General features: G+C 40.5%; 13 protein-coding genes. 6 read left to right on the top strand and 7 right to left on the bottom strand.

Annotated elements, in window-relative coordinates:
- Window positions 1–249: 249 nt before the first annotated feature.
- A complete protein-coding gene (locus AC6CHI_RS12100; protein ID WP_458892771.1) occupies window positions 250–753 on the top strand; it encodes a peptidase associated/transthyretin-like domain-containing protein in 504 nt (167 codons plus the stop codon).
- A 113-nt stretch (window positions 754–866) separates the two neighbouring features.
- Here AC6CHI_RS12100 and AC6CHI_RS12095 read toward each other — a convergent pair whose 3' ends face one another.
- On the bottom strand, window positions 867–1310 hold the full coding sequence (locus AC6CHI_RS12095) for a universal stress protein (RefSeq protein ID WP_498121534.1): 444 nt from the start codon (window positions 1308–1310) through the stop codon (window positions 867–869).
- Between the two features lie 106 nt (window positions 1311–1416).
- Window positions 1417–1860, bottom strand: coding sequence for a universal stress protein (locus AC6CHI_RS12090; protein ID WP_458892769.1), 444 nt, complete (start codon window positions 1858–1860; stop codon window positions 1417–1419).
- 322 nt (window positions 1861–2182) lie between these two features.
- Between AC6CHI_RS12090 and AC6CHI_RS12085 the strand changes: the two genes are divergently transcribed.
- Both AC6CHI_RS12085 and AC6CHI_RS12080 read left to right on the top strand, forming a co-directional pair.
- On the top strand, window positions 2183–3181 hold the full coding sequence (locus tag AC6CHI_RS12085; RefSeq protein ID WP_498121532.1) for an alpha/beta hydrolase: 999 nt from the start codon (window positions 2183–2185) through the stop codon (window positions 3179–3181).
- A gap of 74 nt (window positions 3182–3255) precedes the next feature.
- Entirely contained in the window at window positions 3256–3603 is a 348-nt protein-coding gene (locus AC6CHI_RS12080; RefSeq protein WP_458892767.1) for a DMT family transporter, read from the top strand.
- Between the two features lie 70 nt (window positions 3604–3673).
- On the opposite strand, the gene AC6CHI_RS12075 is transcribed toward AC6CHI_RS12080, so the two are convergent.
- The 4 genes from AC6CHI_RS12075 to aceR form a co-directional block, all read right to left on the bottom strand.
- The gene (locus AC6CHI_RS12075; RefSeq protein ID WP_498121530.1) at window positions 3674–4846 is read right to left on the bottom strand and encodes a benzoate/H(+) symporter BenE family transporter; all 1173 of its coding nucleotides are present in this window, start codon (window positions 4844–4846) and stop codon (window positions 3674–3676) included.
- A gap of 139 nt (window positions 4847–4985) precedes the next feature.
- Complete coding sequence (gene leuE, locus AC6CHI_RS12070) at window positions 4986–5639, bottom strand: leucine efflux protein LeuE (protein WP_498121528.1); 654 nt, start codon at window positions 5637–5639, stop codon at window positions 4986–4988.
- Between the two features lie 79 nt (window positions 5640–5718).
- The gene (gene tal, locus AC6CHI_RS12065) at window positions 5719–6705 is read right to left on the bottom strand and encodes a transaldolase (protein WP_498121526.1); all 987 of its coding nucleotides are present in this window, start codon (window positions 6703–6705) and stop codon (window positions 5719–5721) included.
- Between the two features lie 88 nt (window positions 6706–6793).
- Window positions 6794–7684, bottom strand: coding sequence for an HTH-type transcriptional regulator AceR (gene aceR, locus AC6CHI_RS12060; protein WP_498121524.1), 891 nt, complete (start codon window positions 7682–7684; stop codon window positions 6794–6796).
- Between the two features lie 138 nt (window positions 7685–7822).
- Between aceR and aceI the strand changes: the two genes are divergently transcribed.
- Together aceI and AC6CHI_RS12050 are read left to right on the top strand one after the other, a co-directional pair.
- A complete protein-coding gene (gene aceI, locus AC6CHI_RS12055) occupies window positions 7823–8251 on the top strand; it encodes a chlorhexidine efflux PACE transporter AceI (RefSeq protein ID WP_498121522.1) in 429 nt (142 codons plus the stop codon).
- A 172-nt stretch (window positions 8252–8423) separates the two neighbouring features.
- Window positions 8424–9002 carry a DedA family protein gene (locus tag AC6CHI_RS12050; protein WP_498121520.1) on the top strand — a complete coding sequence of 193 codons (579 nt, stop codon included), beginning with the start codon at window positions 8424–8426 and terminating at the stop codon, window positions 9000–9002.
- A 119-nt stretch (window positions 9003–9121) separates the two neighbouring features.
- Here the strand turns inward: AC6CHI_RS12050 and AC6CHI_RS12045 are convergent, their stop codons facing one another.
- Window positions 9122–10648, bottom strand: a complete 1527-nt coding sequence (locus tag AC6CHI_RS12045) for an acetyl-CoA C-acetyltransferase (protein WP_498121518.1) — start codon at window positions 10646–10648, stop codon at window positions 9122–9124.
- Window positions 10649–10891: 243 nt separating this feature from the next.
- Between AC6CHI_RS12045 and AC6CHI_RS12040 the strand changes: the two genes are divergently transcribed.
- A complete protein-coding gene (locus tag AC6CHI_RS12040; protein ID WP_498121516.1) occupies window positions 10892–12283 on the top strand; it encodes a 3-oxoacyl-ACP reductase in 1392 nt (463 codons plus the stop codon).
- Window positions 12284–12318: the final 35 nt, after the last annotated feature.

Raw genomic sequence — 12318 nt, 5'->3', positions numbered from 1 at the left:
TTAAATAATTCACAATTTACATGAAGATCAGGCTATTTCTCAGAAATGAGGAATAGCCTTTTTTTATGGGGGAGAAAAAGTATTAAAAAGGGCGGGAATGGCATTTAATTTGGAGTTCTTTACAGGAAAGAATATTTTTTTGATGTACCTGTCACAAATTTGATCAATTAAACTGATTGGTTGCACATTTTATTCATAATTTTTTAACTTTCTGTTACATTCTCTGCGATTTTTTAAAGAGTGATAAAAATGAAAAAGTTATTGGTTGCTTCTATGATTTCTACAACAATGCTAATGACAGGCTGTGCAAGTATTATTAAGGGTTCGACTCAAACACTTACATTTACCAGTGTTCCAGAGTCGGCAAGAATTGAAATTAAAAATAGTAAAGGGCAAAGTGTGCATGTTGGGCAAACGCCTACAACTGTCACCCTTAAGAAAGGGTCAGGTTATTTTAAGCCAGCAGAATACCAAGTGACTTTCAGTAAAGATGGATTTGCACCAAAAACAGTTGTCGTTAAGGGCACTATTAGTGGTTGGTACTTCGGTAATATTATTTTTGGTGGCTTAATTGGCTTGTTAGCTGTAGACCCTGCAACTGGTGCAATGTATAGCTTTAAACCAGAAGATATTAACGCAGTGTTAGAAGCGACTACAGAAAAAATGCCAAAAAATGAGAAAGCACTAGCTGTAGTATTTACAGATCAAGTGCCACAAGATGTGATGGCACGTGCGATTCAGATGAGTAAATAAAGATGTGAAGCCGTATGCCTGAAAAAAGAAGCATTACGGATTGAATTGGAAAAACATATTCATAAAAAATCCCTCGATTTCGAGGGATTTTTTGCTGCTTAAACTTTTAAAGCTTAGACTTTTACAATTAAAACCGGAATTGGTGACTGAGTGAGGACGGCTTGAGCAACGCTACCGAGCATCAGCTTTTTAAAGCCTGTACGCCCATGAGAACCCATAATAATTAGGTCAGCACTTACTTCATCCGCAATTTGGATAATACCATCCGCTGCTGATACGCCACGAATCACTTTGGTGTCGACTTCAATTTGATCACGATCAAAAGATTGCTTAATGTCTGCCAAACGTTTCTGTGCATTTTCTTCCGCTTGCATAAAGTAATCGGTAATAGCCGGTGCAACTTTATAGAAATCGACCCCAACAAAAGGATCGACTGCAACCACACACATGACGGTCACTCTACAATTAAGAAGTTTTGCTAAAGAAAGGGCTTGTTCTACAGCGGTATAAGAAATAGGAGATTCATCGACAGGTACTAAAATATGTTGATAAGTCATGAGTGAACACCTTCGAGAATGGTCAAATAAGGTAAAAATTTATAATGTGATAGAAATTTAAAGAGATAGAAGCAACACCCACATCAGTGGGTGTTCACATGCTCAATTATTCTTTTACGATTAAAACAGGTAAGTGGGTACCGCGTAATACATCCTGTGCGAAACTGCCAAGTAAGAATTTCTGGAAACCTTTGCGACCATGTGAACCCATCACAATTAAATCGGATTTCTTCTCTTCTGCAGCCTTAACTACACCTTCAGCAGAGACTTGTCCTTTGATAATTTGAGTAGTGGGTTCAATGCCTTCAGCTTCAGCAATAGGCAATGCTTCTTTTAAGGCTTTTTCAGCATTGGCATAAGCTTGGACAAAATATTCTTTCATAATTGCAGAAGAATAATAGAAGTCGACTTCTGTAAATGGATCTTCAGCAACGAGACTAATTAAAGTGAGTTCACTACCGAAAGCCTTCGCAATAATTGCGGCTTGTTTTACTGCGGAAAAAGAAATTGCAGAGCCGTCTACTGGAACGAGAATATGTTTGTAAGACATCGGATTTACTCCTGTTGTTTATCATTATTGCTACTCACTCATTGATAGCACATTGTTTGTCTAGGTTCAATTTGTAAAATGAAAAAAATAGCGTAAATTCATAAAATTAAAGTTATTTTTTATGCTAGAGGCATAAATGTTTCGCTGCTTAAAGTTGAGTGTTTTTCTAGGAATTCTTAGATCAATTTTTTGTTGATATTGAATAGTGTGAATGCATTTTCATAGAGCGGTTAATCATGTACTACACTATAGTGAAATTGATGAAATGAATGAACTTTTAAAACTCACCTGAACCTTATCCATAAAATGTTGGGAACAGTCTATGCTCAGAACCATGTTGATGATGTTGTGTATAGGAATATTGGTCTTAACGGGATGTCAACATACACCGACCAGTGACCAAGTGATAGCAAAGACGTTTAATCATGCTACACAAATTCAGCAAAAATTATTAGATCGGCATGCTCCAACAGGTGTTTTGATTCACTCGAATGTGATGTATTTGTCGGAGCCAAAACTGACTTTAGATCTCTATCAACCCGAATATATTGCTGAATTAGGCGCACGCCCTACAGTGGTCTGGATTCATGGTGGTGGTTGGGTGTCGGGTTCTAAGGAACATGCGCGAGGCTATTTTAAACTGCTTGCAGCACAAGGTTTTAATGTGGTTTCGGTCGAGTATCAATTTGCCCCAGAAGTACAATATCCAGAACAGTTATTACAGATCAATCAGGCACTGAAGTTCATTGATGAACATGCCGAAACTTATCACATAGATGCCAATCAACTGTATTTAGCAGGGGATTCGGCAGGGGCGAATTTGGCCAGTCATTATGCAGCCTTACTTACCAATCAAGATTTTGCACGACAGTCTGCTTTTGTTCCTACAATTCAAATGCAGCAATTAAAAGGACTCATTTTGCATTGTGGCATTTACGATATGGCCTCCTTTGTTTTGACAGCACCCGATGAACGTAAAATTATAGAATGGGGGATTGATAGTCTGGTTCAAGCCTATATTGGGGAGCGTAAAAATGATGCTGCATTTCTTACAGAGATTTCACCGAGCCAGCATTTAACGCACAATTTTCCACCAGTATTGATTAGTGGCGGTAATAAAGATTTTCTTACAGAAAGTCAGTCCATTCCTTTTGTCCAAGCATTAAAGCAGCAGAATGTGCCTGTCACGGCCGTATTCTATCCCGAAAGTACAGAGCTTTTAATCCATGAATATCAATTCTTTATGCGACTCAATGCCAGCCAAGCAACATTTGCTCAGACCTTACAATTTATTCATTTTTATAGTGGGTTAAGGCTGTAAATTCAGAATGATCATATATTTAGCCGATCTGAGCTGTTAAGCTGCACGCGGAAAGTGATTCGGGGAAACAGCATATGAATGCAATGTTATTGGCCTATCTCATGTTGGCTTTGGCCATTATTTCAGAAGTGACAGGCTCGGCATTTTTAGTCAAATCGGCAGGTTTTACCAAATTAGGACCGAGCCTATTGGTTGTGCTCTTTTATGTGATTTCTTTTTATTTGTTGTCTCAAGTCATTAAAACCATCCCATTAGGAATCGCTTATGCGATTTGGGGTGGCGTCGGAATAGTGTTAACTGCACTGGTAGGATTCTTTGTTTTTAAGCAAATTTTGGATGTGCCAGCCTTAATTGGGATTGCCATGATAGTTGGCGGTGTAATTGTAATGAATGTTTTTTCAAATACAATCGGGCATGCCTAACTAGGTCAGCAATTGTGCTTGAAGCGATAAAAGCATGTTCATGCAGACATGCTTTTATGCTGTCGTGGGATTATTTTTTAAGTTTTAATTTTAGAATAAATGAAACGGCAAAACCAAATAGTAAGCCCCAAAATGCAGAGCCGATACCAAAAAATTGTACCCCAGAGGCACTAAACAAAAATGTCATCAGTGCTGCTTCGCGGTCAGATACTTCATGAAAAGCCAATGCAATGTTGTGGCTAATGGTTCCGAATAGCGCTATACCTGCCAGTGCAACAATGAAAATATGCGGGAAAGACATTAATAAGCTGGTTAGTGTGGCCGCAAATAAGCCCATCAAGATATAGAAAAAGCCGCAACTGATGCCTGCGATATAACGTTTATTAGGATCAGGATGCACTTGGTCATCTAGGCTGACTGCGGCACTAATGGCTGCAATATTCACGCTGTAGCAGCCAAAAGGGGCAAGCAGGGTTTGAATAAGTCCAGTCCCGCCAATCAATTGATTGACATGCGGTTGGTAGCCATAGCTTTTGATCATGGCAATACCCGGTAGATATTGTGAAGCCATGTTGATGACAAATAAGGGTAATGCCAGTCCCAAAATGGCCGACCAGCTAAAGTCAGGCATCATCCAAACCGGTTGGGCCATGCTCCATTGTATAGTTGGGGTTTGAAAATCCATAAATAATGGACAAAGCACAACAGCGGCAATAACCGTCACTACGATGCAATAGCGTGGAGTAAGTTTTTTCGAAACAATATAAACCGCTAATAAAGAGAGGATGAATCCCCAATCTGTTTTCAGGCTGGCAAATAATTCAATCCCAAATTTTAGCAGTACACCTGCAAGCATGGCGCTGGTTAAACTTTGTGGAATAAGGGTTAACACCTTTTCGAAAATACCCACATAACCCAAAATGGCTGTAATGAGGCCACAAACTAAAAATGCGCCAATGGCTTCATTTAAACTATAACCACTGCCAGTTGCAATAATAAGTGCGAGTCCTGCGGTGGACCATGAGGTGGAAACTGGATATTTTAGTTTCCAGGATAAGATCATGCCAGCCAGTCCAATGCCGAGTCCCAAAGCCCAAAACCATGAGGTAATTTGCTCAGTGTTTGCCCCGAGAATTTGAGCAGCTTGAATCACAAGTACTGCGGAAACACTGATACCAATTAAGAACGTAATGAAACCAGCGAAGACTGCGGGAATAGAAAAATCTTGAATGAGTTTTTGCATGTATCCGTACTTATTCTATTTGACCAAAGGGTTAAGTGTAGGTCTTGCATCATACGCCTAACCTATATCTTGGAAAAGTGACCATCTAAAAAATAAATGATAATTCACGTTTTTACGAGATTTGCTGAAATTTATTCAACTACAGGGTAGAAAAAGCCAGTTTCATGCCAAAACCTAAAAATGCGCAACCAACCAATCCGACCGCAACCGAAGTAAGGCGGTAGCGTTGGTTAAAATAAGCCGCAAAACGAACCCCAGAGAAAATGAGGATGCTTAGGTATAGCATGCTAATAATTTGAAGAATTATAGACAGTAAGGTAAAGCTAATTGCGGGATAAGCATAACTAGGGTCTACAAACTGCACAAAGAAGGACAGGTAGAATAAAATGGCTTTAGGATTCAGAATACTAATGGTCAATGCAGTACGATAAGGCTGTGCATCTTTATAGGTGGTATTATCAGTCGAACTTGCAAGTTGTTGAGCCGTTGTCCCTCGCCAAGTATGGATACTGGCAAGAATAAGTCGCCCACCTAAATAGGATAAATAGGTTGCACCGACCACTTTTAAAATGGTAAATAGCCACGGAAAGCTGTGCAATAGAGACGCTGCACCAAAAATGGTACAGAGAATCAGAATCAGATCGCCAGTGAATACCCCCAAAGCGGCCAGATAGCCCACACGTGTACCAAAGCGCGAGGCGATGGACATGACATATAATGAGTTTGGACCAGGCAAAATGACAATTAAGATAGTGCCTATAATATAGGTACTGAGATCCGTAATACCAAACACAATATACTCGTGATTAAAAAGCCCATTTTGCTAGTGTAACAAAATGGGCTTAAGATTGGCACAGCTTTGGTGCGTAAATTTAGGCTGTGATTTCTGCATCTAAACCAAAGGCTTGACGTAATAAACTATTTAGCTGTTCACGGGCTTTAATAAAGCCATCGATACCGCCTTGTAACAACTGGAAGGCCATCAGGTCATGTTCCAATTCATGTTTAAAGGTTGCTTTATCAATAGCCGTAGCTGGTTCTGAACTTATAGCCACTTGACTTGCATCGAGCTGAAGCTGAACTTCGCGAGTATCAAGCTCTAATTCAGCCAGTAGACCAGGCGATACCGTCAATAAGTCACAGCCCGCTAAACCAAGTACTTGATCAATACTACGGAAACTTGCTCCCATAATCTCGGTTTTAACTTGATGCTGTTTATAGTATTGATAAATGTGTTTAACGGATAAGACCCCTGGATCTTTCTCAATTGGATAGTTTTGTACATTCTCTGCTTTTTTATACCAGTCTAGAATTCGACCTACAAAAGGTGAAATCAAAGTAACTTTTGCATCTGCGCAAGCACGGGCCTGATGTAAACCGAATAATAAAGTTAAATTGCAGTGAATCCCTTCCGCTTCCAGTACTTGAGCTGCTTGAATGCCTTCCCAAGTTGAAGCAATCTTAATTAAGATACGGTTTTGATCGATGCCATAGGCTTTATAAAGTGCTAGTAACTCTTTAGCCTTTGCAATGGTTGCCTCAGTGTCATACGATAAAGAAGCATCGACTTCAGTCGATACTCGGCCATCAATTAGTTTTAAGATTTCTACCCCAAATTTGACGGTCAAAATATCAATCGTACGTTCAATCAATTCATCTGAAACATAGCCTTCGTGTTTGGCTTGCGCATAGGCAGCTTCAATTAAAACTTTGTTTTCAGGTTGATTTGCCGCAGCAGTAATTAAAGAAGGGTTAGTCGTCGCATCCAGCGGGCGAAATTTTTCAATCGCAGTTAAGTCACTACTGTCAGCAACGATAGTTGTCATCTTTTTTAATTGGTTTAACGCATTTTCTGTCATTGAAATCTATTTCTTAAAAGTTGTACCCGTGATTTAGTTATACCACAATCTCTGCATAGCCCAAGAGAAAACTCAGTGTCTGATAAACTTAATTCAAACTTTTTTTGCCATTACGAATATGATTAATTAAAAAATGAGCAGCAGCCCCTAATTGGCTTTCCCGACTCCAGACTAAATCGACGTAATATTCAAATTTTGGAGAGAAATCTTGGAAATTGAGTATCTTCAGTTGCTCTTTTAAAGATGGATTTTCATTTAACATTTCTAAAGGTAAAACCCCCCAACCCAAGTTTTGCAAAATCATGGCACAGGCAGAATGATGGTTATCGGTACGCCAGTAGTTTTTAGAAAATAGAAGTTCAGGCTTTAGGCTGCGATCTCGACTGGCGACCACAATTTGCCGACTTTGTAAGACTTGTTCATAACTGATCTGAGCATACTGTGCCAAGGCATGCTGACGGGAGGCGACGGCTATGAGTACTTCGCGCTTCAGCTCTACAAACTGTTCCCCGCTTTGCAGTTGTTCTCGTTCAAACATGAGTGCCAGTTGAGCAGACTGATCCAGTAACATTTGTAGTGCATCTTCTTGGGGGGCAGAAAAAATATTGATTTGTAGTTCAGGGAAGCGTTGTTCTAACAAAAGAATGTAGTCGGTCCAATGGGTATGTAATAACTCCGAAACCACCACAATATTTAAACTCGACTCCAGACCTTGAGATAAGGCAGAGGCATGCTGTTTCCATTGGTTCATTTCAATCAGCAGTTGCTGTGTCTTTTCATACAAGGTCATGGCTTGTGCTGTTGGTGTGGGTTCACGTCCTTGCCGTTTAAAAAGTTGGATGTTTAGGTCAATTTCTAGATTGGCAATTGACATGCTAATGGCTGAGGGAACTTTCCCGAGTTTACGCGCAGCAGCTGAAAAAGAACCTGTTTCAATAACAGTCTGAAAAATTATGAGTTGGTCTTGGTTGATATTCATTGGTCTGTTTTTTGCTTAGGTCAATAAAAAAAGCTGCAGGCTTTATCTTTCAATTAAACTGAAAGAACCTGACTCGATTAATCAAAATATTAAAAATAAAATAGCAAATATCGAAAATGAAGAGAAGAGTAGCTTTAAATGTTGATTTCCAAGAGAAGGATTGTTCATGCGTTAAGTTATGAGATCATCCTGTTGGTCATCATAGCGATTGCCTTAAGTTTTATTTTTAATATGCCGATGGAGGTCACGGGTAGCCTTGGAATCGCCATGGCAGTCACTTCCGTAATTTGGAATATGATCTTTAACCATTTCTTTGAAAAATTTGAACAACGCCATCAATTGAAACGTACGGTGGGTATTCGGATTTTACATGCGATTGGTTTTGAAGGCGGATTAATGCTTGCCACCATTCCTATGGTTGCCTATGCGATGAATATGACCATTTTGCAGGCAATTTTACTGGATTTTAGTCTGACCATGTGTATTTTGGTGTATACCTTTATCTTTCAGTGGTGTTATGACCATATTGAAATGCGTTTAGGTTATGCGCCTGCGCACCAATCCTAAGCACCCTAAAGCCACACATCGTTGTGGCTTTTTTATTATGATTGATCCAATTGCACAATTATTGACATCGTTCTTGTACGATCCAGATTAGAATAAAATTGAATTTGAGCAATCGACGCTGAAAAGCATATTTACACTTCAGCAATCTTTTCATCAACATAGGATATTTACTATGCTTGATTGGGGTTATGTTTTACAACACTATGGCTATTTTGCCGTCATGTTGGGTGCATTCTTTGAGGGAGAAACCGTTGTTTTGCTCGGGGCTTATGCCGTGCATCAACATGTGCTTAATTTTTGGTGGCTTATGATTTCCGCCATGATCGGGGGCTTTATCGGCGATCAGTTTTATTATCAGATTGGGGTCAGGTATGGCCATCAGTTCATTAGCCGACACCCAAAACTCAATCAAAAATTTCAGCAAGCCACCTACTTACTTGAGAGATATCCTACGCTGAGTATTTTATTGATGCGTTTTGCTTGGGGCTTAAGAACAGTTATTCCGATTAGTATTGGCATCCAAAAATATCCTGTTTTTCGCTATATGCTGATTAATTTGCTGGCCTGTTTTATTTGGGCATTACTGGTGGTGAGTATAGGATTGCAGGTATCCCACGGGTTTCATATTTTTTGGCAATATTTCATACAGGATGAGCATTCCATCGTCATTATTTTTGCGGTAATCAGTTGTATTTTATGGGCACGCATTGTCTTTGGTGTGTATATACAGCGTAAAAATAGACACAAATAGTTTAAGGTGATTGCCAACGCATAGGGGGGTAGAAAGATGCTGAAAGCTTTATCGTGAAGAGGAGTTCGGTTATAAAAAAGCACCTCCGAAGAAGTGCTTTTTTACAGGAATGAGATCAATTATTTTTCTACAATTGCTGTGACGCCTTGTCCACCAGCCGCACAGATCGAAATGAGTACGCGACCTGAACCTTTTTGGTTAATCAATTTTGCTGCTGTAGCTAAAATACGACCACCCGTTGCTGCAAATGGATGGCCCGCAGCTAAAGAAGAACCTTTAACGTTGAGTTTTGTTCGATCAATTGAACCTAAAGGTGCTGCCAAGCCCAAGCGCTCTTTACAGAATTGCGGATCTTCCCATGCTTTTAAAGTAGAGAGCACTTGTGATGCAAAGGCTTCATGAATTTCGTAATAATCGAAATCTTGCAGAGTAATGCCAGCACGTTCAAGCATACGTGGTACCGCATAAGCAGGAGCCATCAACAAACCTTCTTTAGGTCCATTTTTACCAATGAAATCTACAGCAGCAGTTTCGGTAAAGCTGAGATAAGCCAATACTTCGTGACCATTAGCTTGCGCCCATTCTTCAGATGCAAGTAACACACAAGATGCACCATCAGTTAATGGCGTTGAGTTCCCCGCAGTCATGGTGCGGGCATCACCTTTACCAAAGACTGGCTTAAGCTTCGCAAGTTTCTCTGCGGTCGAGTCAGCACGTAAGTTATTGTCGCGCTGTAAACCCAAGAATGGCGTGATCAAATCATCGAAGAAGCCTTCTTCATAGGCTTGCGCCATTTTTTGATGTGAAGATGCAGCAAGCTCATCTTGAGCTTCACGAGAAATACCCCATTCTAAAGCGGTAATCGCCTGATGGTCACCCATGGATAGGCCTGTACGTGGCTCACCATTTTTGGGTGCATCCATCAAATCTTTCAGGTTAATTTTGGTTAATGCTTTTAAGCGGTCTTTACCTGTTTTAGCAATATTTAGTTCAAGAAGTGCTTTACGTAAACCATCACCAAATGCAATTGGCGCATCTGAAGTGGTGTCAACACCGCCAGCAATCCCAACTTCAATTTGACCTAGAGCGATTTTGTTTGCCACTTGGAAAGCCGCTTGTAAACCCGTTCCACACGCCTGTTGCAGGTCATAAGCTGGGGTTTCTGGTGCTAAAGCCGTATCTAAAACGCATTCACGAGTCATGTTAAAGTCACGGCTATGTTTTAACACCGCACCTGCAACAACTTCACCTAAGCGTTGACCTTGAAGATTATAACGTTCCACAAGACCATTTAATGCTGCGGTAAACATATCCATGTTAGATGCAGTGAAATAAGCACCATTTGAACGAGCGAATGGAATACGGTTACCACCAATAATTGCAACGCGGCGAGTAGTGTTTTGACTCATAATTTTTTCCTGTAGGACAGAAGTTTGAGTTGTAGATTCAGTTTTCGTTGTACGAGGTGTTGCTTTTTTGCGAGGCGAAGAAGCTGCACGTGTACGAGTTGTTTTAGTCGTTGGGGCTGTAGACGAAGCAGCTGTGTCTGTTGTTTGGCGTGTACGCGTACGCGCTTTTGATGTATTTGACACAGTGTCAGTCACCGAATTTTCGACTGCTGGATTTTCTTGAGTTGTTTTGCTCATAAGGCTTTTCCAAGCATGTTACAGTATTCTTGAGGTGTACATTAACACAATACATCATAGCTCGAATTGACTACAATGACATTGCAGAATACATTCAGGTCAAGTCATCACTGGTTTAACTCAAGTATGATTCAACGGAAACTGATGGGTCTATTGAAATCTAGGTGTTTGGCATGATATTGAAGTTAAACAGTAGTTTAAAAGCCATCAAATAAATTTAATTCGTTTTGAGAGATAATAAACATGACTGACCAATACCAAGCATTCGCAAAATCTCCAATTGGCAAATTTGTCATTAAAAATTTAGGTTTACCAGCACCGACTTTTTTAGATCGTTTTGTGTCTGCGACGCCAGTCATTAAAGGCGCTGTATTGGTTGGTGCAGCACCAGCCAGTCCATTGTCTGGGGCAATCTCTCAGATTTTGGCAAATATTCATGCCAATAGTTATGCAGGCAACAATACAGAACTACAACAAGTTGCTGCGACCAAAGGTCTAAAACTCAATGCGTTTAATGAGGGCGATCGTGAATCTAAATTTAAAGCAGTCATTTTTGATGCTTCAGGTATTCAAAACTCGGAACAACTGAAAGAACTTTATAATTTCTTTAACCCGATTTCGCGTCAAATTTTAGCTTCGGGGCGTGTCATTGTGGTTGGCACGACACCTGAAACTGCCAAAACGGTTAAACAAGCGATTGCGCAACGCGCATTAGAAGGCTTTGTTAAATCGGTAGGTAAAGAATTTAAAAAAGGGATTGCGGCACAGTTGGTCTATGTGGATGACGGTGCGGAAGCGAATTTAGAGTCGACCCTACGTTTTGCATTATCGCCACGTTCAGCTTATGTATCTGGTCAAGTAATTCGTGTATCAAAAGCTGCTGTGATTGATGTGGACTGGGTTAAGCCGCTTACAGGCAAAACCGCTGTTGTAACAGGGGCAAGTCGTGGTATTGGTGAAGCGATTGCACATGTACTTTCTCGTGATGGCGCACATGTGATTTGTTTAGATGTGCCGCAGCAACAGGCGGATTTAGACCGCGTCGCGGGTGAAATTGGCGGTTCTACTTTAGCGATTGATATTACTGCGGCTGATGCGGGTGAAAAAATTAAAGCCGCTGCGGCAGCGCAAGGTGGCGTAGATATTATTGTTCATAATGCAGGGATTACCCGTGACAAAACCTTAGCCAACATGAAGCCAGAGCTTTGGGATTTAGTCATCAATATTAATCTGTCTGCGATTGAACGCGTCAATGATTACTTACTTGAAAATGACGGGCTAAATGCCAATGGCCGTATTATTTGTGTATCGTCAATTTCAGGTATTGCGGGTAACTTAGGGCAAACCAACTATGCAGCGTCAAAAGCTGGTGTCATTGGGGTAGTGAAATTTACGGCTCCAATTTTGAAAAACGGAATCACGATCAATGCTGTTGCCCCTGGATTTATTGAAACGCAAATGACCGCTGCAATTCCTTTTGCGATTCGTGAAGCGGGGCGCCGTATGAACTCAATGAGTCAGGGTGGTTTACCTGTAGATGTAGCGGAAACGATTGCATTATTCGCATCGACCGCCTCAACAGGTTTAAACGGTAACGTTGTTCGTGTTTGTGGACAAAGTTTATTAGGTGCATAAGCACGCCTATTTATCCTTGCGCAGAAATAATTATC

It is taken from the genome of Acinetobacter sp. GQ146 (assembly GCF_059758585.1).
The sequence above is the reverse complement of the archived record's forward strand: the minus strand, read 5'-3'. Positions and strand labels throughout refer to the sequence as shown.